Origin of the sequence: Streptomyces spectabilis (genome assembly GCF_008704795.1) — a bacterium.
Taxonomy (GTDB): domain Bacteria; phylum Actinomycetota; class Actinomycetes; order Streptomycetales; family Streptomycetaceae; genus Streptomyces; species Streptomyces spectabilis.
This window is the reverse complement of record NZ_CP023690.1, coordinates 4,441,807-4,462,578: the sequence shown is the minus strand read 5'-3', so window position 1 is coordinate 4,462,578 and position 20,772 is coordinate 4,441,807. Positions and strand designations below refer to the sequence as shown.

Annotated in this window: 17 protein-coding genes; 8 read left to right on the top strand and 9 right to left on the bottom strand. The window is 73.1% G+C overall.

Going from position 1 to position 20,772, the window contains the following annotated elements:
* Positions 1–974 precede the first annotated feature (974 nt).
* Genes CP982_RS19285 through CP982_RS19275 form a run of 3 tightly spaced genes read right to left on the bottom strand, consistent with a single transcriptional unit; the run spans position 975 to position 3,477 of the window.
* The gene (locus CP982_RS19285) at positions 975–1,760 is read right to left on the bottom strand and encodes an enoyl-CoA hydratase/isomerase family protein (protein ID WP_229879429.1); all 786 of its coding nucleotides are present in this window, start codon (positions 1,758–1,760) and stop codon (positions 975–977) included.
* Entirely contained in the window at positions 1,757–2,188 is a 432-nt protein-coding gene (locus CP982_RS19280) for a Zn-ribbon domain-containing OB-fold protein (RefSeq protein WP_150515573.1), read from the bottom strand. The genes CP982_RS19285 and CP982_RS19280 overlap by 4 nt, the downstream gene beginning before the upstream one ends.
* Positions 2,189–2,226: 38 nt before the next feature.
* A complete protein-coding gene (locus CP982_RS19275; protein ID WP_229879431.1) occupies positions 2,227–3,477 on the bottom strand; it encodes a lipid-transfer protein in 1,251 nt (416 codons plus the stop codon).
* Positions 3,478–3,584: 107 nt separating this feature from the next.
* Here CP982_RS19275 and CP982_RS19270 point away from each other — a divergent pair, with 107 nt between their 5' ends.
* On the top strand, positions 3,585–5,195 hold the full coding sequence (locus CP982_RS19270) for a FadD3 family acyl-CoA ligase (protein WP_150515571.1): 1,611 nt from the start codon (positions 3,585–3,587) through the stop codon (positions 5,193–5,195).
* A 12-nt stretch (positions 5,196–5,207) separates the two neighbouring features.
* On the opposite strand, the gene CP982_RS19265 is transcribed toward CP982_RS19270, so the two are convergent.
* The 4 genes from CP982_RS19265 to afsR form a co-directional block, all read right to left on the bottom strand.
* Positions 5,208–5,594: a VOC family protein gene (locus CP982_RS19265; RefSeq protein WP_150511689.1), complete on the bottom strand. Its 387-nt coding sequence runs from the start codon at positions 5,592–5,594 to the stop codon at positions 5,208–5,210.
* Positions 5,595–5,700: 106 nt separating this feature from the next.
* Entirely contained in the window at positions 5,701–5,901 is a 201-nt protein-coding gene (locus CP982_RS19260) for a hypothetical protein (protein ID WP_150511688.1), read from the bottom strand.
* A 182-nt stretch (positions 5,902–6,083) separates the two neighbouring features.
* Positions 6,084–6,263 (bottom strand): hypothetical protein, encoded by a 180-nt coding sequence (locus tag CP982_RS19255; RefSeq protein WP_150511687.1) that lies wholly within the window; start codon positions 6,261–6,263, stop codon positions 6,084–6,086.
* Positions 6,264–6,466: 203 nt separating this feature from the next.
* Positions 6,467–9,361 carry an SARP-family global regulator AfsR gene (afsR, locus tag CP982_RS19250; RefSeq protein WP_229879435.1) on the bottom strand — a complete coding sequence of 965 codons (2,895 nt, stop codon included), beginning with the start codon at positions 9,359–9,361 and terminating at the stop codon, positions 6,467–6,469.
* A gap of 768 nt (positions 9,362–10,129) precedes the next feature.
* Between afsR and CP982_RS19245 the strand changes: the two genes are divergently transcribed.
* Complete coding sequence (locus tag CP982_RS19245; protein WP_150511685.1) at positions 10,130–11,407, top strand: amidohydrolase family protein; 1,278 nt, start codon at positions 10,130–10,132, stop codon at positions 11,405–11,407.
* 9 nt (positions 11,408–11,416) lie between these two features.
* Here CP982_RS19245 and CP982_RS19240 read toward each other — a convergent pair whose 3' ends face one another.
* Positions 11,417–11,959: a Uma2 family endonuclease gene (locus CP982_RS19240; protein WP_170316458.1), complete on the bottom strand. Its 543-nt coding sequence runs from the start codon at positions 11,957–11,959 to the stop codon at positions 11,417–11,419.
* Between the two features lie 309 nt (positions 11,960–12,268).
* Between CP982_RS19240 and CP982_RS19235 the strand changes: the two genes are divergently transcribed.
* The 6 genes from CP982_RS19235 (at position 12,269) to CP982_RS19210 (ending at position 19,217) form a co-directional block, all read left to right on the top strand.
* Positions 12,269–13,174, top strand: a complete 906-nt coding sequence (locus CP982_RS19235) for a TIGR03619 family F420-dependent LLM class oxidoreductase (protein WP_150511683.1) — start codon at positions 12,269–12,271, stop codon at positions 13,172–13,174.
* An 11-nt stretch (positions 13,175–13,185) separates the two neighbouring features.
* Positions 13,186–13,971, top strand: a complete 786-nt coding sequence (locus CP982_RS19230; RefSeq protein WP_150511682.1) for an SDR family NAD(P)-dependent oxidoreductase — start codon at positions 13,186–13,188, stop codon at positions 13,969–13,971.
* 110 nt (positions 13,972–14,081) lie between these two features.
* Complete coding sequence (locus CP982_RS19225; protein WP_150511681.1) at positions 14,082–15,197, top strand: LLM class flavin-dependent oxidoreductase; 1,116 nt, start codon at positions 14,082–14,084, stop codon at positions 15,195–15,197.
* Positions 15,198–15,273: 76 nt separating this feature from the next.
* Positions 15,274–17,007 carry an N-acyl-D-amino-acid deacylase family protein gene (locus tag CP982_RS19220; RefSeq protein ID WP_150511680.1) on the top strand — a complete coding sequence of 578 codons (1,734 nt, stop codon included), beginning with the start codon at positions 15,274–15,276 and terminating at the stop codon, positions 17,005–17,007.
* Positions 17,004–18,476, top strand: coding sequence for an aldehyde dehydrogenase family protein (locus tag CP982_RS19215; RefSeq protein ID WP_150511679.1), 1,473 nt, complete (start codon positions 17,004–17,006; stop codon positions 18,474–18,476). The genes CP982_RS19220 and CP982_RS19215 overlap by 4 nt, the downstream gene beginning before the upstream one ends.
* 108 nt (positions 18,477–18,584) lie before the next feature.
* Positions 18,585–19,217 (top strand): NADPH-dependent F420 reductase, encoded by a 633-nt coding sequence (locus CP982_RS19210; RefSeq protein WP_150511678.1) that lies wholly within the window; start codon positions 18,585–18,587, stop codon positions 19,215–19,217.
* Here the strand turns inward: CP982_RS19210 and CP982_RS19205 are convergent, their stop codons facing one another.
* On the bottom strand, positions 19,218–20,735 hold the full coding sequence (locus tag CP982_RS19205) for a CehA/McbA family metallohydrolase (RefSeq protein ID WP_150511677.1): 1,518 nt from the start codon (positions 20,733–20,735) through the stop codon (positions 19,218–19,220).
* Positions 20,736–20,772 lie beyond the last annotated feature (37 nt).

Below are 20,772 nucleotides of genomic sequence, written 5' to 3'. Positions count from 1 at the left end.
CCTCTGTCAGGCTTCACGCGCCGGGGACGGCCCCCCCCGGCAAGCCGCAGGGCAGCAGCCGCAGCGCCCCGAGCCCGGCCCCACCTGGAGCACGGCCTCAGCGGCAGCGCCCCAACCCGAGCCGTGCTCAACGAGCTTGGCGCTGTCCCGCCACCCGCCCCCGCCGGGCTCCGTTCGCCCGGCCCCGGCGCGGAGCGCCCCTGCCGCTACCGCAACGGCGTTGTCCGCCCCGGCTGCGCAAGGCCCGGCCTGAAGTGCCACTCGGCGGGGGTGGGGGGGGCGGGACCATCCCGGGCATGCGGAGTGAAGCTCAGGCTTGGGTCGTTGCGGGTAGCGGGACTACCCCGGCACGTGGTGCTCGGCTCGGACTTGGGGTGCTGCCGCTGGGGCCTGTGTCCCAGAGGGCTGTCCCGCACGTGACCCCGGCGCAGCTGTCGTCGGGCTCGTGCCCCAGCGGGGCAGGTGGTGGGGCCGTTCCGGGCTGTGGCATGCGGCTCACGCCCGGGGCGCGGGTGGGGCTGCTCTCGGCGTGAGGTGCCTGGGGGCGGGTGCTGAGCGGGGGCGGATGGTGGGGGTGCCCTTGGTACTTGGAGCGTGGCTGCGGCTTGGTGGAGGGGAGCCCGGCTGGGTGCCCGGGGCGGGGCAGGTTGGGCGCCGGGGCTGTCCGGCGCGGAGAGGCTCGGTGTGCCCTGTGGTCGGGGCGGGCGGGTGGAGCGCGGCTCGGGGCTGGAGAGGGTGGCGCTGGGCCCGGGTGGGGGCGGGTGGGTGGGACCGTGCCAAGCGGTTCGGGCGCGGCCCCCGCCACGGAGCTGGGGCCCGGGTGGGTGGGAGCGCCCCGGGTGCACGGAGCGCGGCTTTGGTCCAGGCGCACCAGTGTGGCCAGGCCCGGCGCACGGGGCACAGGCGTGGCAGGCCCAGCGCACGGGGCACAGGCGTGGCAGCCCCAGTGCGCCGGCCGGCCGGGGCTCGTGGGGTCAGCGGAGGTCGTAGGTGTGGGGGCGGGTGGTGAAGAGGGTCGTCTGGTGGGCGGGCGGGGCGTTGCCGAGGGTGATGAGGTGGGGAGCCAGGGGGAGGGCCCCCGCCCGGGCCGCCGCCTTGGTGGACCAGAGCGCCCGCACCGTGCCCTGCACGGCCTCGGTGGGGAAGGAGGCGACGGTCGCCGCCGCCCGGAGGGCCGCCGGGAGCAGCCCGTCGCCGGGGCACAGCTCGGAGACGAGCCCCACCTCGTACGCCCGCTGCGCGGACATCCGCTCGGCCGCCCCCATGAGGGCCATGCGCGCCACCTCCCCGAACGGCATCCGCTGCGCCATGTGGATGGTCTCGTACGCGCTGACCATCCCGTACGTCGTATGCGGATCGAAGAACGTGGCGTGCTCGGCGGCGAGGACGAACTCCGCCTCGCCCAGCAGATAGAAGGCCCCGCCGCAGGCCATGCCGTTGACGGCGGCGAGCACCGGCTTCCACAGGTCGTTGGCCTTGGGCCCGACCGTGAGCAGCGGGTCGTCGAGGGAGTAGGGCGATGACGGCTGCGGCACCTCGGCCCCGCGGTCGATGCCCGTGCAGAACGCCCGGTCGCCCGCGCCGGTGAGGACCACGGCCCGGACGGTGTCGTCGTAGCGCAACTGCCGCCAGGCGGAGGCGAGTTCGGCCGCCATGGGGAGATCGATAGCGTTGTGGCGGGCCGGGCGGTCCAGGGTGACGACGGCCACGCCGGTGTCCTGGTCCCGCTCCACCCGCAGGCCCGCGGACGCCGCCGTCACGGTCGCTCCAGGACCCAGCGCGGCACGACGACGCCGCCCTGGTCGGCGAAGACGACCTGGACCCGGGCCCCGACGCGGACCCTGCCCGGCGGCACGGAGTCCAGCGGCGCCCCCGCCCGCGCGACGAGGTTGCCGACGAGCCGGACGAGCGGGGCGTCGGCGAGCTCCACGACGACCGGGTGGTAGGGGACGAGCGCGGCGTACGCGGGCAGGAGCGGCGGGTGCGGGACGACGTACGACCAGATCCGGCCCTTGCCGCTCATCCGGCGCCAGCTCGTGGCGAAGGACCCGCAGTGCGGGCAGCAGGGGCGGGGCGGGAAGCGGAGTTGGCCGCAGCCGTCCGCCGCGCAGGCCTGGACGCGCAGCTCGCCGCGGGCCGCGTACTCCCAGAAGGGGGCGCCGTCGTCGTCGACGACGGGGGTCAGCAGGGGTTCGTTCATGGGGATCACAGCTCCTCGGTAGCTCCTCAGTTGCGCAGGAGCACCGCTGACGTCGGCACCCCCTCGCCCGCCGTGACCAGGCACGTCGCCGCCCCGGGCACCTGTGCCGTGCTCGCGCCCCGCAACTGCCGTACGCCTTCCGTGATCAGGTTGAAGCCGTGCACGTACGCCTCGCTGAGGCCGCCGCCCGCCGTGTTGAGGGGGAGGCGGCCGCCGATCTCCAGGGCGCCGCCCTCGGTGAACGCGCCGCCCTCGCCCCGGTCGCAGAAGCCGTAGCCCTCCAGGGAGAGCGGGACCAGGGCGGTGAACGCGTCGTAGATCTGGGCGACGTCGACGTCCTCGGGGCCGAAGTCGGCGTGTTTCCACAGGTGTCGGGCGGCGGTCCAGGCGGGTCCGGAGAGCGGGTCGTCGTTCCAGTAGTTGACCATGCCGTGGTGCTGGGCGGGCAGCCCCTGGGCGGCGGAGTGGACGTACACGGGCCGGTGGCGGCAGTCGCGGGCGCGGGCGGCGGAGACGAGGACGCAGGCCAGCGCCCCGTCGGTCTCCAGGCAGTTGTCGAAGAGGCAGAGCGGTTCGCTGATCCACCGCGAGGTCATATACATGTCCCGGGTGAGCGGACGCTCGTACATGATCGCGGCGGGATTCTGGTTGGCGCGATTCCTGCAGGCCAGGGCCACGTTGAAGAGGTGATCGCGGCTCGCGCCGTACTCGTGCATATAGCGGCGGGTGAGCATCGCTATCTCGTCGACAGGACGAAGGAGCCCGAAGGGCCGGGTCCACTGGGCGGGGGTGGGGAGTTGGGTCGTGGTGTTCTTCCAGGGGCGGGGTCCGCTGCCGCGCTTGCGGGACCGCCAGGCGACGCCGACCGTGGCCTGCCCCGTGGTGATCGCGGCGGCGAGATGGGCGAGCGTGGCGCAGGAACCGCCGCCCCCGTACCCCGCTTTGCTGAAGAAGGTCACGTCACCGGCGCCGATGGCCTTCGCCACCTCCACCTCGTCGGTCTCCTCCATGGTGTACGAGGCGAAGGCGTCGACCTCGGCGGGGGAGATGCCCGCGTCGGCGAGGGCGGCCAGGACGGCACGGCACGCCAAGGCCTTCTCGCTCTCGGGGAGTTGCCGGGCGAAGGGGGTCTGCCCGATGCCGACGATCGCCGTGGCGTCCTTGAGGGAGGCCGTTCCCTCGGGCCTTCTGACACGACCCGTGGGCCGTGCGGCCCTTCCGGTGGCCGCGGGTCCTGTGGAACCGTCGGTTGTCCGAGGTTTTCTGGGGGAAGTCATCCGGGTACCTCCACACGCCTGAGCGGTGCACCACGCTGCTGACAGCGCGCCAGGCTACAGCTAATCTGACGGATAGTCAGCTACGTGGCGGAGGGGGATGGGTGAGCATGCGCGGTGACCTGGAGTGGGGCAGCGTCCCGGGCCTGGTCCGGGCGGCGGTGCGGCGCTTTGGCGACCGGGAGGCGGTCGTGGAGGGCCGTACGCGCGTGACGTACGAGGAGCTGGGCGAGCGCGTCGAGCGGGCCGCGGCCGCGTGTCTGGCGCGCGGGGTGCGGGCCGGGGACCGCGTCGCCGTCTGGGCCCCCAACACCCTCGACTGGATCGTGTCGGCCCTCGGCGCGGTCAGCGCGGGCGCCGTGCTCGTGCCGATCAACACCCGCTTCAAGGGCACGGAGGCGGCCTACGTCCTGCGCCGCTCGCGCGCCCGGCTGCTCTTCGTCACCGGCACCTTCCTCGGCACGTCGTACGTCGCCTCGCTGCGGCGCGCGGCCGGTGACGGCACCGGCGACGGGCCGCTGCCCGGCCTGCCGCACCTGGAGGAGGTGGTGGTGCTCGCCGACGACGCCCCCGCCGACTTCCGCACCTGGAAGGACTTCCTCGCGGGCGGCGACGCGGTGCCGGGCGCCGAGGTGCGGGCCCGCGCGGAGGCCGTCGAGTCCACCTGGCCCTCGGACATCGTCTACACCTCGGGCACCACGGGACGCCCCAAGGGCGCGGTGATCACCCACGCCCAGACCCTGCGCTGCTACGAGATCTGGAGCGACCTCGCGGGCCTGCGCGAAGGGGACCGCTATCTGATCGTGAACCCCTTCTTCCACACCTTCGGCTACAAGGCCGGGATCATCGCCTGCCTGATGCGGGGCGCCACGATGATCCCGCAGCCGGTGTTCGACGTGGACGCCGTCCTCGCGAACGTGGCCGCCGAGCGCGTCTCCGTCCTGCCAGGGCCGCCCACCCTGCACCAGGCGCTCCTCGACCACCCCGCGCGCGGCGCCCACGACCTGTCCGCGCTGCGGCTCGTGGTGACGGGCGCCGCGGTCGTGCCGCTGCGCCTGGTGGAGCGGCTCCGCACCGAGCTGCGCATCGCCACCGTCCTGACGGCGTACGGGCTCTCCGAGGCCAGCGGCATCGTCACCATGTGCCGCCGGGACGACCCCGGGGAGGTCGTCGCCTCGACGTCCGGCCGTGCGATACCCGGCACCGAGGTGCGGATCGTGTCGCCGGCGGGGGAGACGCTGCCGCCGGGCAGCCCCGGCGAGGTCCTGGTGCGCGGTCACCACGTGATGAGCGGGTACTACGAGGACCCGTCCGAGACCAAGAAGGTCCTGACCGGCGACGGCTGGCTGCGGACGGGTGACGTGGGCGTCCTCGACGCGGACGGCAACCTCCGCATCACGGACCGGATCAAGGACATGTTCGTCGTCGGCGGCTTCAACGCCTACCCCGCCGAGATAGAGCAACTCCTCGGCGTCCACCCCGACGTGGCCGACGTCGCCGTGGTCGGGGTCGCGGACGCGCGCCTGGGCGAGGTCGGCAAGGCGTACGTGGTGCGCCGTCCCGGCGCGACGCTCACCGCCGACGACGTGATCGCCTGGTCGCGGCGGGAGATGGCGAACTACAAGGTGCCGCGGCAGGTGGAGTTCGTGCCGGACCTGCCCCGCAACGCGAGCGGCAAGGTCCTCAAGGGCGAGCTGCGCCACCGCGGCGCCACGGGCTGACCGGGCCCCGGCTCAGCCGCCGGTCGCGGCCCGTTCGGCCGCGCTGCGCTCCACGCAGAACTCGTTGCCCTCGATGTCGGCCAGGGTCACCCAGCCGAGCCCGTCGGGCCTCCGGTGGTCGGCGAACACCGTCGCCCCCAGTTCCAGGAGCCGCTCCACCTCCTCGTCGCGGGAGCGCTCCTGCGGCTGGAGGTCGAAGTGGACGCGGTTCTTCACGGTCTTGGCCTCGGGCACGGTGATGAACAGGAGCGTCGGCCCGGCGGGCGTGCTCACCAATACCTCCGGGTCCCCCGGAGAGTCGTCGTCCGCCAGCGATCCCTCCAGGACCTCGGCCCAGAAGGACGCCAGCTTGTAGGCGTCGGAACAGTCGACTGTGACGTGGCGCACCAGTGTGGTCATGCGCCGGACTATGGGCCACGACGCCCGCCCTGTCCAACGATTTCCGCCCCTTCCCGCCCCCCGGAACGGCTCCGGGGCCGAGCGGGCGGCTCGGCCCCGGGGGCGCTCAGTTCCGTGGTGTGGACGGCATCTGGCCATCACCGGGCGGCGCCGGGAAGTGTCCGTCGCCCAGCGGGGTGACCACTCCGTGGCCCTCCTTGTGCGGTGCCACCGGGCTGTGGCTGTCGGCGAAGGCGGGCGCGGACGCTCCCGCCGAGGCTGCGGCTACCACGGCCAGCGTGACGAGGATCTTTCTGGATTTAGTCATTCCAACTCCTTGGAGGGGGCAGACTTTCACTGACGACTCTAGCCGCATATGGGAGCTTTTGTTCGAACAACTCCCGGTAAATCCCTCTGTGTTACTGCGCAAGCAAGCAGGTCCGGATACGCCTCGGCCGCGGCGGCTCCCCCTCCGCGCCGCCGCGGCCGATCCCCGTCAGGATGAAAGTCTCAGGCGTCCTTCGTCGGCGGCGCCGGCATGTGGCCGTCACCCTTCGTGGTCGCGCCGCCCTTGGGAGGGGTGGGCATGTGACCATCGCCGGTCGGGACTATCGGTCCGTCCTCAGGCGGTGCGGGCATGTGCCCGTCCCCCATGGGCTTGAGGACTTTCTTCTTCTTGTTGTCGCTCATGCGTGACTCCAGCTTGGTGCGGGGCTCCGGGACTAGACCGCCCGCTCGGCAACTCCCCCGAGGGTCGCCGAGCGGGCGGTCCAGGGCCGCTCACGATAGCTGTGGGGCCCACGCGACCCGTCTGCCCCCCGACGCGACGGATCGTTGTAATAAGAGAGTGGCAGCCCGTCATAAACGTTCGATGAACGTGCTCGAAGAAGGCCCTACGCGGCCGCGACCGGACGCAGCAGGACGCGCACCTCGTCCGCCTCCGGCGCCCCGGTCTGCTCGTGCAGGGCCAGGGCCTTGCTCCAGCAGGCCCGGGCGCGGTCGATCTGCCCGAGGGTGTCGAGCGCCCTGCCGAGCACGGTGAGGACGTTGGCGCGCATCCAGTCGCCGCCGACGCAGCCGGTGGCGAGGGCCTGCTCGGCGTGTTTCGCGGCCTGTGCCGGGCGGCGCGCCGCCAGGTGGGTCTGGGCGATGCGGTAGTGCGCGGTGCCCTCCCACAGCCGCTGGCGGTTCTCCGCGAAGACCCGGTGGGCCTCGGTGAGCTGGGCGAGCGCCTCCGCGTGACGGCCGGCCTGGCTGAGGCTGATCCCCAGCGCGTAGCGGGCGTTGGCGACCCGGAAGCTGAGCCCGAGTTCGTCGTAGAGTTCCACGCCCTGGCGGGCGAGGTCGATGGACTGGTCGGTGCGCCCCATCATCGCGAGGACGCGGGACCAGTTGCACAGGGCGCTCGCCTCGCTGTGGCGGTTGCCGTCGAGCCGGAAGGCCTCGATGGCGCGCAGGACGTGCGTCTCGATGGTCTTGAGCACGTGCGGCTCGCTGCCGGAGTGCTGGTTCATGCAGCCCACGGCGATGGCCAGCTCGTTCGCCGCGTTGCCCCGCGTCCAGGGGTCCTCGGTGGTCTCGGCGTGGTCCGCGACGCGCTGCAGTTCCACGGCAGCCTGCTCGAAGGAGCCGAGCTTGTTGAGTACTTGGCCGAGGGTCACGCGGGCCCGGCCCTCGGCATGGGCGTCCTCGGCCCGGTGGGCGGCGTCGCAGGCCGCCCGGGTCACCAGCTCGAAGCGGTGCGAACTCGCCCCCGACTCCACCAGGTCCTTGGCCGCGAGCAGCAGGTCCACCGCGCGCCGCAGCCCGGCGTGCCCCAGGGACTGCTGTACGCAGGCCAGGATGCAGGCCGCCTCCGCGTGCAGCCAGTCGAGGGCCTTGTCGTCTTCCGCGAAGCCGCGTACGGGGTGGTCGACGGACTCCAGGTGATCAACTGTCCGGTCACCGGGACGTTCGATCGCGTACACCCGGGCTGCCGAGGCCAGGTAGAAGTCCAGGAGGCGGGAGAGCGCGGCCTCGCGTTCGCTGGGCGGGAGCTCGTCGCGTTCGGCGCAGGCGCGGGCGTAGAGGCGGAGGAGGTCGTGGTAGCGGTAGCGGCCGGGGGCGGCGGACTCCAGGAGGGAGGTGTCGACCAGGGACTCCAGGAGGTCCTCGGCGTCCTCCGGCGGGAGGTCGAGCATCGCGGCGGCGGCGGTGAGGGAGATGTCGGGGCCGTCGGCGAGGCCCAGGAGGCGGAAGGCGCGGGCCTGGACGGGCTCCAGCTGGCCGTAGCCGAGTTCGAAGGTGGCCTCGACGGCGAGGTCGCCCGCCTGGAGCTCGTCGAGGCGGCGGCGCTCGTCGGCCAGCTTCGCGGCCAGGGTGGAGACGGTCCAGGTGCGGCGGGCCGCGAGCCGTGAGGCCGCGATGCGGATGGCCAGGGGCAGGAAGCCGCAGGCGGCGACCACGTCGAGGGCCGCCTCCCGCTCGGAGGCGACCCGCTCCTCGCCGACGATCTTCGTGAAGAGCTGGAGTGCCTCGTCGGGGGACATCACGTCCAGGTCGACGAGGTGGGCCCCGGCCAGGTCCACCATGCGGGTGCGGGACGTGACCAGGGCGGCGCAGCCCTCCGTGCCGGGCAGGAGGGGCCGGACCTGGGCGGCGTCGCGGGCGTTGTCGAGCAGGACGAGGACGCGGCGGCCGTCCAGGACGGAGCGGAACAGGGCGGCCCGCTCCTCCAGGGTGTCCGGGATGTCGGGGTCGGCTGTGCCGAGGGCGCGCAGGAAGGCGCCGAGGACCGTCTCGGGCTCGGCGACTCTGGGGCCCGCGCCCTGGAGGTCGACGTACAGCTGGCCGTCGGGGAAGTGCGGGCGCGCGGCGTGCGCGACGTGCACGGCGAGGGTGGTCTTGCCGACGCCGCCGATGCCCGCGAGGGCCGAGACGGCCATGACGCGGCCCTCGGCCGTGGAGAGGATGTCGCTCAGCTCCTTGACGAAGGAGACGCGGCCGGTGAAGTCCTGCACGGTGGCGGGCAGTTGCGCGGGCCGGATCACCCCGGCGGACGGCTCGGCGGCGGGGGCCGAGGGCTCGGCGAGGGCCGGGTCGGCCTGGAGGATGCGCTGCTGGAGCTCCTGGAGGCCGGGGCGCGGGTCGACGCCGAGCTCGTCGGCGAGCAGGCGGCGGGTGTCGGCGTAGACGGCGAGGGCCTCGGCCTGGCGTCCGGAGCGGTAGAGGGCCAGCATCAGGAGTTCGCGCAGGCGCTCGCGCAGCGGGTGCGCGGCGGTGAGGGCGGTGAGTTCGGAGACGGACTCGGCGTGGCAGCCCTGTTCGAGGTCCATGTCGAGGCGGGCCTCGACCAGTTGCAGGCGCCACTCCTCCAGGCGGGTGCGCTGGGCGTCGGCGTACGGTCCGGGGACGTTCGCGAGGGGCTCGCCGTCCCACAGGGACAGGGCCTGGTTGACGAGGGCGCGGGCCTGGCACAGGTCGCCCTGGGCGCGGGCCCGTTCGGCGGCGGTCCACAGGGTCTCGGCCTCGGCGAGGTCGAGCGCGCCGTCGGCGGCGCGCACGGCGTAGCCGCCGGACTCGCTGACCAGGGCGCCGGTCGGGAGCACCTTGCGCAGCCGGGACGCGTAGGTGCGGATCGCGGCGAGGGCCTGGGACGGGGGCTCCTCGCCCCAGATGGCGTCGATGAGTTCGGAGGCGGTGGCCGTGCGGCCGTCGCGCAGGAGCAGGGCGGCGAGCAGCGCGCGCTGCTGCGGGGACCCGGTGGACAGCGACTCGTCGCCGAGCCAGGCCCGGACGGGCCCCAGCACGCTGAACCGTGCGGTTGGCTGAACCCCACCCCCGCCCGAGCCCACCGCGCCCGCGGCCCCCGCTGTGCCTGCGGCCCCCGCTGTGCCTGCGGCACCCGCGGCACCCGCCGAGACCGCTGCGCTTGCCGTGCCTGCGGCACCTGCCGTGCCTGCGGCACCCGTCGGGCCCGCGGTGCCCGCAACACCCGCGGTGCCTACCGCGCCTGCGGCACCTGCTGCACCCGCCGCGCCCGCGGTACCCGCCGCGCCTGAGGCACCTACCGCACCTGCCGTGCCAGAGGCACCAGCCGCACCCGCGTTGTCCACCGCGCCGGCGGCGAGAGGCCCCGCGGCCAGGCCCTTCTTGCCTCGGCCGCCGCGCGTGGGGCGGCCCGGGGCAGGGGTGGGCCCGTGGGGCGTGGCAGGTGGGGGCCCGGCCGGGCCCGTGCCGGGGTCCGGCTCCTGGCCCGCGCCAAGCGAAGCGCTTCCCGCCGCCGGACGCCGCTGCTCCGGAACCCGCGGTAGACCGTCCATCGCTCCCCCTGCTGCCCTGCCGCACGCAGTTGCCTATGTCTGATCAAATACGCCCAACTGTGCCCGGCTGTGCCCGGTTCGTGCCTGCTGTGCCTGATACGGGCCTGCCCTGCCCGTACGACGTGTTGCGGTGCACAGTTTGCCTTGTCGAGGGCGAATGCGTCAGCCGTGCGAGACGGCTCTCACAGGGTCATCGCACCAGTGACGGGATTCGGACAACTGACGGATCGTCAGATACGCGCTACCGTGGTCGGCATGGAGACCGTGGAGAACACTGCGGAGAGCACCCGGGACGCCGCCGTCACCAAGCCCCCGTTCCCCCGGATCATCTCGGTGGACGACCACACGGTGGAGCCCCCGCACGTCTGGCGGGACCGGCTGCCGCGGAAGTACCGCGACCGGGGTCCGCGCATCGTCCGCGCCCCCTTGAGGGAAATGTCGTTCCTGGGCGGTAAGTTCGCCCCGGTGATGGGCGCGAAAGGGGAGGAAGGCCCCATCGGGGACTGGTGGGTGTACGAGGATCTGCACCGGCCCCTGACCCGCCTCGACACGGCCGTCGGCTACTCCCGTGACGAGATCCGGCTGGAAGTCATCACCTACGAGCAGATGCGCCCCGGCTCCCACAGCGTCCCGGAGCGGCTCGCCGACATGGACGTCAACCACGTCCAGTCCGGTCTGTGCTTCCCCACCTTCCCGCGCTTCTGCGGCCAGACGTTCACCGAGGCGAAGGATCGTGACCTGGGTCTTCACTGTGTGCGCGCGTATAACGACTGGATGGTGGAGGAGTGGTGCGGGCCCGCGGCCGAAGGACGGCTGATACCGCTCACCCTGATCCCGCTGTGGGACGCGGAGCTGGCGGCCGCCGAGGTGCGGCGCAACGCCGCCCGCGGCGTGCGGGCCGTGGCATTCTCGGAGATACCCCCGCACCTGGGGCTTCCGTCGATCCACACCGACTACTGGGACCCCTTCCTCGCCGCCTGCGACGAGACCGGCACGGTCGTGGCCATGCACATCGGGTCCTCCAGCAAGATGCCCTCCACGTCGGCCGACGCGCCGCCCGCCGTCGGCTCCACCATCACGTTCGCGAACTGTTGCTTCTCGATGGTCGACTGGCTGATGAGCGGGAAGTTCGAGCGCTTCCCGCGCCTCCGCGTCATGTACGCCGAGGGGCAGATCGGCTGGATTCCCTACATCATGGAGCGTGCGGACGTGGTGTGGGAGGAGAACCGCGCCTGGGGCGGCGTCGCCGACAAGGTCCGCAGGCCGCCGTCCGAGCTGTTCGCCGAGCACGTCCACGGCTGCTTCTTCGACGACGCCTTCGGCCTGCGGAACCTCGACGCGATCGGCGTCGGGAACGTCCTGTACGAGACCGACTACCCGCACTCGGACTCCACCTGGCCGAAGTCGCGCGAGGTCGGGGAGGCGCAGATGGGGCAGCTGGCCCCGGAGGACGTGGAGCGCATCGTGCGCGGCAACGCCATCGACCTCCTCGGCCTCACCCCCGACGGGCTGTGGCCGGGCCCCGGGGCCTGAGGGGGCCGCTCAGTCCTCCACGGGGAACCCGCTGGTGTCCAGCGTGAACTTGCGGCCGTCGGAGAGCTTCAGGTCGACGGCAGCCCCGTACGGGTACTCGGTCTTCTTGCGGTAACCGGTGGCGCCGGAGCCTTCGTACAGCGTGCACAGCTTCTTGAACGGGTCGAGGATGAGGTACGTCTCGATGCCGAAGCGGCTGTACTTCGCGACCTTGGTGACGTAATCGTTGTCGTCGGACTCCGTGGAGACGACCTCGATGGCGGCGATCACGTCCTGGCAGATGTAGCGCTTGCCGCGGGGCTCGGCGTCCTCATCAAGGATGGTGATGTCGGGAGCTGTCGACGTCTCGCCGGGGAAGTCGATGCCTACATCGAAGACGATGGGGGCGCCCTGCAGGATGGTGTGGGCCTGCATGACCACGTTGAGGATCGTGTTCGACTGTGCCGGGCTCTGCGGGGTCATGATCACCTTTCCGTCGATGATCTCGACGACAAAGCCCTCGATGTTGGTCTGCGCTTCCACGTCCCGCCAGAGGCGGTCGAGAACTGTCATCGCCATCGTCCTTCCGTCCCTCACTGGCTGGATCTCCGCGCGTTCCAGCCTAGCGGGGCAGCCGGTGCGAACCAGGGGTAATCGCGATCTCTCCGTGAGTGACCTTCCCCCGCCGGTGAGGGGCCGGGGCTTCGCAGGGGCGGGATGTCCCGTGCCGCTCGCGGGCCTTGTCTGATGGGGCGTCAGGTACGACCATGTGGGGCGGCAAGAGGGATGACGTACCGCCGGATCAGGGCAAGGGATGGAGTTCCTATGGCACCGGTGCCGGGTAGTGCGGAAGCCTTTCCTCCGGGCCGTCTCGTCTATGGCATGCAACTGCCGGTGCAGGCCCGCAGCGTGGTGTTCGCCGAGGCGTGGGAGGCGGGCGCGGGCGCGGCCGACCTGGTGGCGGTGGCGCGGGCGGCGGACCGGGCGGGGTTCGCGTACGTGGCGTGCTGCGACCACGTGGCGATCCCGCGGCGGCTCGCCGACGCGATGGGCACGACCTGGTACGACCCCGTGGCCACGCTCGCCCACCTCGCGGCGGTCACCGAGCGCGTCCGGCTCCTCAGCCACGTCGCGGTGGTCGGCCTGCGGCACCCGCTGCTCACCGCCAAGCAGTACGCGACCCTGGACCACCTCAGCGGCGGCCGGCTGATCCTCGGCGTCGGCGCGGGCCACGTGCCGGAGGAGTTCGCCGCGCTCGGCGTGGACTTCGCCCGGCGCGGGCCGCTGCTCGACGAGACGGTGGACGCGCTCAGGGCCGCTCTCGGCCCGGAGGAGTACCCCGAGCACCACGGCCCCGCCTACGACTTCGCGGACCTCGGGCAGCGGCCGCGCCCCGCCGGACAGCGGGTGCCGATCTGGGTCGGCGGCTCCTCCCCGGCCGCCGTGCGCCGCGCCGCCACGCGCGGCGACGGCTGGCTGCCCCAGGGCGATCCGCGCGACCGGCTGCCCGCGCGGATCGCCGAGCTGACGCGGCTGCGCGAAGGGGCGGGCGTCGAGGAGCCGATCACGGTCGGCGCCATCACCGAGCCCCTGTACGTGGGCGAGCCGTCCTGGCATGTCGGGCGGCGCACCCTCACCGGCGAGCCGGCCGCCCTCGCCGACTCGCTGCGCGCGTACGCGGCGATGGGCGTGCACCAGATCCAGGTGCGGTTCCGCAGCCGGAGCCGCAGTGAACTCACCGACCAGATGGCGGCGTTCGGCGCACAGGTCGCGCCGCTGCTCGGCTGAAGGGGACCCGGATGGGCAAGCTCGACGGACGCGTCGTCATCGTCACCGGTGGGGCGCGCGGCCAGGGGGAGCAGGAGGCGCGGCTCTTCGTCGCGGAGGGGGCCCGGGTCGTCATCGGGGACGTCCTGGACGAGCAGGGGGAGGCGCTGGCCAAGGAGCTGGGGGACGCGGCCCGGTACGTCCACCTGGACGTGGGGAGCGAGGGCGGCTGGCGGGCCGCCGTGGAGGCGACGGAGCACGCCTTCGGCAAGGTCGACGGGCTGGTCAACAACGCGGGCATCCTGCGCTTCAACGAGCTGGTCAACACGCCCCTGGAGGAGTTCCAGCGCGTCGTCCAGGTCAACCAGACCGGGGTGTTCCTCGGCATCAAGTCGGTGGCCCCGCACATCGGGGACGCGGGCGGCGGCACGATCGTGAACACCGCCTCGTACGCGGGGCTCACGGGCATGGCGTACATCGGGGCGTACAGCGCGACCAAGCACGCGATCGTCGGCCTGACGCGCGTCGCCGCGATCGAGCTGGCGTCCCGGGGCATCCGTGTGAACGCGATCTGCCCCGGCGCCATCGACACCGCCATGAGCAACCCCGCCCAGCTCGACCCGGAGGCGGACGCGGAGAAGGCGTCCCGGGGCCTGGACGCGCTGTACCGCAGGCACGTGCCGCTCGGCCGGGTCGGGCAGGCGCACGAGGTGGCGCGGCTCGCGCTGTTCCTCACCGCCGAGGAGGACTCGGCGTACATCACCGGGCAGCCGTTCGTGATCGACGGCGGCTGGCTGGCCGGGGTCAACGTCTTCTGACGGAGCGTCAGTTCGGCCGGGCGCCACCCTTGACGCTCCCGGTCGCCGGTGGAACAGTCGGAGCAATCGATCTGACGGTCCGTCAGAAATGATGAGGACGGTGAACCGCCTTGGAATTCGGGCTCTTTGTACAGGGATACGTCGGCCGGCGGGCCCAGACCGACCCGCTGGCCGAGCACCGGGCGCTGATGGAGGAGACCGAGTACGTCATCGCGGCGGACAAGGCGGGCTTCAAGTACGCGTGGGCCTCCGAGCACCACTTCCTGGAGGAGTACTCGCACCTCTCGGCCAACGACGTCTTCCTCGGCTATCTGGCGCACGCCACCGAGCGCATCCACCTGGGCTCGGGCATCTTCAACCCCCTCGCCCAGGTCAACCACCCGGTGAAGGTCGCCGAGAAGGTGGCCATGCTCGACCACCTCAGCGAGGGCCGGTTCGAGTTCGGCAGCGGGCGCGGCGCCGGATCGCACGAGATCCTCGGCTTCCTGCCGGGCATCACGGACATGAACCACACCAAGGAGATCTGGGAAGAGACCATCGCCGAGTTCCCCAAGATGTGGCTCCAGGAGGAGTACGAGGGGTTCCGGGGCAAGCACTGGTCGCTGCCGCCGCGCAAGGTGTTCCCCAAGCCGTACGGGGCGTCCCACCCCGCCATGTGGTACGCGGCCGGGTCCCCGTCGTCGTACGCCATGGCGGCGAAGAAGGGCCTCGGCGTGCTCGGCTTCAGCGTGCAGAAGGTCTCCGACATGGAGTGGGTCCTGGAGCAGTACAAGACGGCGATCCGGGACGCCGACCCCGTCGGGGGCTTCGTCAACGACAACGTGATGGTGACGTCCACGGCGATCTGCGCGCCCACGCACGAGGAGGCCGTGCGCACCGCCGTCGACAGCGAGCTGAACTACCTCCAGTCCCTGGTCTTCCGCTACCACGACACGTTCCCCCGGCCCGAGGGCATCCCGCGCTGGCCCGAGGTCCTGCCCGCCTACACCGAGGAGATCGTCGAACTGCTCATCGCCGAGGAGCTGATGATCTGCGGGGACCCGGACGAGGTCCTTCGGCAGTGCGAGCGGTGGGAGCGGGCCGGGGCCGACCAGCTGTCCTTCGGGCTTCCGGCGGGGATGCCCCGCGAGGACACGCTGCGGACGATCCGGCTGATCGGCGAGCACGTGATTCCCAAGATCGATACGGATCCCGTGCACCGCACGAGCCGGTTCCGTGCGGCCTAGCTCCCGTCCCCCGTTGTTGCCGCTTCGCGGCTCGTCCTCAAACGCCGGACGGGCTTGATTGGGAGGCCGTCTCACCATGCTTGACCACCTCATCACGGGGGCCACCGTCGTCGACGGAACCGGCGCCGCGGCCCGCGTGGCCGACGTGGGCATCAAGGACGGCCGGGTCGCCGTCGTCGCCCCGGGGGTCACCCAGGAGAGCCGTACCAGCGAGGACGCCCACGGCCTCGTGCTCGCGCCCGGGTTCGTGGATCCGCATACGCACTACGACGCGCAGCTCTTCTGGGATCCGTACGCCACGCCGTCGCTGAACCACGGCGTGACGACCGTCGCGGGCGGCAACTGCGGGTTCACGCTCGCGCCGCTCAATCCGGCGCGGCCCGAGGACGCCGACTACACGCGCCGGATGATGTCCAAGGTCGAGGGCATGTCGCTGGTGGCGCTCGAAGAGGGCGCGCCCTGGTCGTGGCGGTCCTTCGGGGAGTATCTGGACGCACTGGAGGGGCGGATCGCCGTCAACGCCGGGTTCATGGTCGGCCACTGCGCGCTGCGGCGGTACGTGATGGGAGCCGACGCCGTGGGCGGGCAGCCGTCGGACGAGCAGCTTCAGCGGATGGTCGCGCTGCTGCACGAGGCCATGGATGCGGGAGCCTGGGGCCTGTCCACGACCCAGTCGTCGACGCACTCGGACGGCGACGGCGCGCCGGTGGCGTCCCGGCACGCGCGCCCCGCCGAGCTGCTCGCCCTCGCGCGGGCGGTCGGCGAGCACGAGGGCACCCAGCTGGAGGCGATCGTCGCGGGGTGCCTCGACCGGTTCGACGACGCCGAGGTCGATCTGCTCGTGGAGCTGAGCGCGGCCGCGGGGCGGCCGCTGAACTGGAACGTGCTCACCATCGACGCGGCCGTGCCCGACCGCGTGCCGCGCCAGCTCGAACCCAGCGAGCGCGCCAGGAAGGCGGGCGGCCGGATCGTCGCCCTGACCATGCCGATCCTCACGCCGATGAACATGTCCCTGGGCACGTTCTGCGCCCTGAACCTCATCCCCGGGTGGGGGGACGTCCTGGGGCTTCCGATACCCGAGCGCATCGCGCGCCTGCGGGATCCGGACGTACGCGCGGAGCTGCTGCGGCGCGCCACCGGCGAGGAGGCGGGCGTCTTCCGGCGGCTCGCGCACTTCGACCGGTACGTCATCGGGGACACGTACTCCGACGCCAACGCCGGGCTCGCGGGCCGGGTGGTCGGCGACATCGCCGCCGAGCGCGGCCAGGAGCCCTTCGCCTGCCTCGTCGACATCTGCGCCAACGACCGGCTTCGGACCGTCCTGTGGCCCATGCCGACCGACAACGACCCCGCGTCGTGGGCGCTGCGCGCCCGGACCTGGGAGCACGAGGACGTCCTGCTCGGCGGCTCCGACGCCGGGGCGCACCTGGACCGCATGTGCGGGGCGCCGTACACGACGCGGTTCCTCGGCGACTGTCTGCGCGGCCGCAGGCTCGTCGGCCTGGAGCGGGCGGTGCGGATGCTCACGGACGACCCGGCGACCCTCTTCGGCCTGCGCGAGCGCGGCCGGGTCACGGAGGGCTACCACGCGGACCTCGTCCTCTTCGACCCGGAGACCATCGCCGCGGGCGCCGCGACGCTCGTGCACGACCTGCCGGGGGACAGCCCGCGCCTGGACTCCAAGGCGCTCGGGGTGCGGGCCGTGTGGGTCAACGGCGTCGAGGCGATCCGCGACGACGTGGTGACGGGCGCGGTGCCCGGCCGGGTCCTCAGGTCGGGCCGGGACACGCGGACGGTGGCCACCAAGTGACCGTCACCGAGAGCCTGTTCATCGGCGGCGAGCCGGTCGCCCCCGACGGCGGCCACTACGACGTGCTCGACCCGGCGAGCGAGGAGGTCGTGGGCCGCGCGCCCGAGGCGAGCCCCGCGCAGGTCCGGCAGGCCGCCGCGGCCGCGCGGGAGGCCTTCGGGCCGTGGTCGCGCACGGCCCCCGAGGAGCGCGCGGCGGTCCTCGACCGGGCCGCGGGCCTCCTCCAGCGGGACGCCGACGCGCTCACCGCGCTCGCCCGGGCCGAGACCGGCGCGACCACGGCGACGGCGCGCTCGATGCAGGTCGCGGTGGCCGCGGCCCGCTTCAGGCGGTATGCGAAGGGGGCCCTCGAACCCGTCGAGGCCGCCCTGCCGCCGCAGGTGAACGAGGCGGGGCCGCTGGGCCGCGCCGCCGCCGTCGGCGCCGTGGCGATCCGCCAGCCGGTCGGCGTGGTCACCTGCGTCACCTCGTACAACAACCCCTGGGCCAACGCGGTGGGCAAGGTGGCCCCCGCCCTGGCGATGGGCAACACCGTCCTCGTGAAACCGGCCCCCCAGGACCCGCTGTCCGTCTACCGGATGGCCGCCGCCCTGACCGAGGCCGGGGCCCCGCCCGGTGTGGTGAACGTGGTCAGCGGCACCTCCACCGCCGTCGGCGAGGCGGCCGTGGAGTGCGCCGACGTCGACATGGTGAGCTTCACCGGCTCCACGGCCGTCGGGCGGCGCATCGGCGAGGCCTGCGGGCGCGGCATGAAGCGGCAGCTCATGGAGCTGGGCGGCAAGGGGGCCGCGATCGTCTTCGCGGACGCGGACCTGGACGCGGCGGTCGCCGGGATCGGCACCACGTTCTCCTTCTACAGCGGCCAGATCTGCACGGCACCGACCCGGGTGATCGTCCAGCGCGCCGTGTACGAGCCGCTCCTGGAGAAGCTCGCCGCGTACGCGTCGTACCTGAAGGTCGGCGATCCGCGGGCGCGGGGCACCGTGGTCGGCCCGGTCATCTCGGCGGCGCACCGGGACCGCGTCGAGTCGTACGTGGAGCTCGGCCGCAAGGAGGGCGCGCGCCTGGTCACCGGCGGCACGCGGCCGCCGGGCCCGGGCTTCTACGTCGCCCCGGCGCTGCTCGCCGACTGCGCCCCCGGCATGCGCGTGGTCCGGGAGGAGATCTTCGGCCCGGTCGTCGTGGCCGTCCCCTTCGACGGCGCCTCCCCGCAGGCCGCGGAGGAGGTGGCGGTGGACCTCGCCAACGACAGCGACTACGGCCTGCTCTCCTACGTCTGGTCGGCGGACGTGGCCCGCGCCTTCCGCGTCGCGCGGCGGCTGCGCTCGGGCGGCGTCGGCGTGAACACCATCGCCCGCAACATGGAGGCCCCCTTCGGCGGCTTCAAGGCCAGCGGGGTGGGCCGCGACTGCGGGTCCTACGCCCTTGCCGCGTACAGCGAGACGCAGTCCGTGGTCTGGGCGGGGTGACCGCGGGGGACCGGCCGCTACGGGACCGGGGGACTAGGTCCGGAGTGGTCCCCGGCTGGTCCCCGGGACGGATACGGGCCGGTCGCGGCCCCAACTACCGTCCCGGACATGAGAATCGGAGTGATCGGAACCGGAAACGTCGGCCGCGCCCTCGCCAAGGCCTGGGCCGCCGCCGGACACGAGGTGGTGCTCGGCTCGCGCGACCCCGAGGCCAGGAAGGACCTTGGCCTCCCGGTGGCGGAGGTGCGGGAGGCGGCGGCCGGCGCCGAGGTGGTCGTGAACGCGACGCCCGGCGCGGACTCCGTGGCCCTGCTGCGCGCGGCGGGCGCCGACGTCCTCGACGGCAAGGTGCTCGTCGACATCGCCGTGGGCTTCACAGTCGAGGACGACGGCTTCGCCCTCACCCACACCGGCGTGTCCCTCGGCGAGGAGATCCAGCGGGCCTTCCCGGCGGCCCGGGTGGTCAAGACCCTCTCCACGATGGACTCCTCCGCCATGGTCGCGCCGGACGACCTGGCCGAGGAGAGCACCGTCTTCCTCTCCGGCGACGACCCCGCCGCCAAGGCGGTGACCGGCACCCTCCTCACCGACCTGGGGTGGAGCCCGGCGTCGCAGCTGGACCTCGGCGGCATCGAAACATCGCGCGGCCAGGAACACTTCGCCCTGCTCTTCGTGGCCATCATGGGAGCCCTCGGCACCCACACCTTCAACGTACGGGTGGTGCCGCAGGGCAAGGGGTGATCAGCGGCCCAGGAAGATCGGGTTCGTGAGCGCCCGCATCGGGCCCGGGAGCGGGGGCGCCACCTGCGGTTTGCGGACCTCGGCGCGTACGTACGCCGCGTAGGAGGCCGTGGTGCGCCACTCGGCGGAGCCGGTGCCGGACTCCGGCAGGGGCGGGCTCGTGAACAGCACGCCCTGGTCCGTCACGAAGCGGATCGTGCAGCCGGGGGCGCCCTTCACGTCCAGGCGCACCGTCACGGGGGCGTCGGCGTCCACGCGCAGGCGCTCGCCGATGCCCGCGTGCCGGCCCTTGCCGCCGGTTGCGGAGAAGGCCAGCTCGACCTCCTTGGCCTCGGCGATGTAGGAGCGGCCCGCGCGGATGCCCTCCTGGACGGCCTCGCGCGTCAGGTCGTCGGCGAGGACGACGGTCTGCGGGCGGCCCACCGGGTCCGGGTCGCGGTGGGCGTCGCTGTTGCCCATCGCCGGTGTCCAGCGGCGCCCGCCGCGCGCGGCCGCCACCAGGGCGTTGTCCCACTCGGAGAGGGCGACCTCGTCCTCGGGCGAGTAGGCGCCGTTCCACACCTCGACCGCGTCCGCCTCGCCGAAGCCGAACTTCCAGTTGCAGCCGACGCAGGTGGCGTGCGGGTGCGCGGGCACCACGAGGCCCCCGGAGCGGCGGACGGCGCGGGCGTAGTGGCCGAAGCGGTTGTCGCGGGCCCGGTAGCGCCAGTCGACGAACGTGCCGGGCTCCGTGCCGATCGCGAGGACGTGGCCGTTGCGGGTGGTGATCTCCTCGCCGAGCAGGACGAGGAGGTCGTCCCCCGCGACCTCGGACCAGTGGGCGTGCGCCGAGTGCGTGTTGTGCTCCGAGGAGTTGATGAAGTCCAGGCCCGCCGCGCGGGCGAGGGCGCCGATCTCGGCCGGGGTGCGGCGCCCGTCCGAGTACCAGGTGTGCAGATGGCAGTCGCCGCGGTACCAGGCGCGGCCCCGCCCCCCGGCCCGCTCCGGCGGGTACACGGGCTTCGGGGTGGTGCCGGGGGCGCCGTAGGTGAGGGTGATGGTCACCTCGTACGGCAGGCCCTGCGGCGCCACCGTGTACGGGCCGAGCGCGATGTGCCAGCGGCCCGCCCGCACGGGCCCGGGGATATAGCCGGGGGTCGCGTCGTCGGCGCGGACGAAGAACTCCGTGCGGGCGCCGCCCGACCAGCCCCGGAAGCCCTTGCCGCCGAGGTCCGTGCCGCGCTCGTCGAAGACGCCGATGTCCAGGGCGTTGCCGACGGTGCCCGCCGGGACGGGCGGTTTCTCGTAGGTGTAGGCGACGTGGATCTCCCGCACGCCGCGCGGCACGTCCACCGGGAGGTAGACGAAGTCGGGCGAACCGGTCGGCAGCGTGCCCCTGACGGTCTTCGTCTCCTTGCCGGACCGCCGCTCGGCGGCTGCCGCGTCGTCTGCGAAGCTCACGGTTCCCAACGTAAGGGCGGTGGCCGCCCCCGTCACGAGCAGCGCCCGTCTGTTCAGGTGGCGTTCGTCCTCGCACATGGTGGCTCCCCAGGTCGGTGGCGACGGTGACGACGAG

Bases quoted from the DNA above. Each gene is read 5' to 3' on its own strand.
- CP982_RS19275 (WP_229879431.1), bottom strand. From the start codon at position 3,477: ATGACTTCCCCCAGAAAACCTCGGACAACCGACGGTTCCACAGGACCC.
- CP982_RS19270 (WP_150515571.1), top strand. From the start codon at position 3,585: ATGCGCGGTGACCTGGAGTGGGGCAGCGTCCCGGGCCTGGTCCGGGCG.
- CP982_RS19265 (WP_150511689.1), bottom strand. From the start codon at position 5,594: ATGACCACACTGGTGCGCCACGTCACAGTCGACTGTTCCGACGCCTAC.
- CP982_RS19260 (WP_150511688.1), bottom strand. From the start codon at position 5,901: ATGACTAAATCCAGAAAGATCCTCGTCACGCTGGCCGTGGTAGCCGCA.
- CP982_RS19255 (WP_150511687.1), bottom strand. From the start codon at position 6,263: ATGAGCGACAACAAGAAGAAGAAAGTCCTCAAGCCCATGGGGGACGGG.
- CP982_RS19245 (WP_150511685.1), top strand. From the start codon at position 10,130: ATGGAGACCGTGGAGAACACTGCGGAGAGCACCCGGGACGCCGCCGTC.
- CP982_RS19240 (WP_170316458.1), bottom strand. From the start codon at position 11,959: ATGACAGTTCTCGACCGCCTCTGGCGGGACGTGGAAGCGCAGACCAAC.
- CP982_RS19235 (WP_150511683.1), top strand. From the start codon at position 12,269: ATGCAACTGCCGGTGCAGGCCCGCAGCGTGGTGTTCGCCGAGGCGTGG.
- CP982_RS19230 (WP_150511682.1), top strand. From the start codon at position 13,186: ATGGGCAAGCTCGACGGACGCGTCGTCATCGTCACCGGTGGGGCGCGC.
- CP982_RS19220 (WP_150511680.1), top strand. From the start codon at position 15,274: ATGCTTGACCACCTCATCACGGGGGCCACCGTCGTCGACGGAACCGGC.
- CP982_RS19210 (WP_150511678.1), top strand. From the start codon at position 18,585: ATGAGAATCGGAGTGATCGGAACCGGAAACGTCGGCCGCGCCCTCGCC.
- CP982_RS19205 (WP_150511677.1), bottom strand. From the start codon at position 20,735: ATGTGCGAGGACGAACGCCACCTGAACAGACGGGCGCTGCTCGTGACG.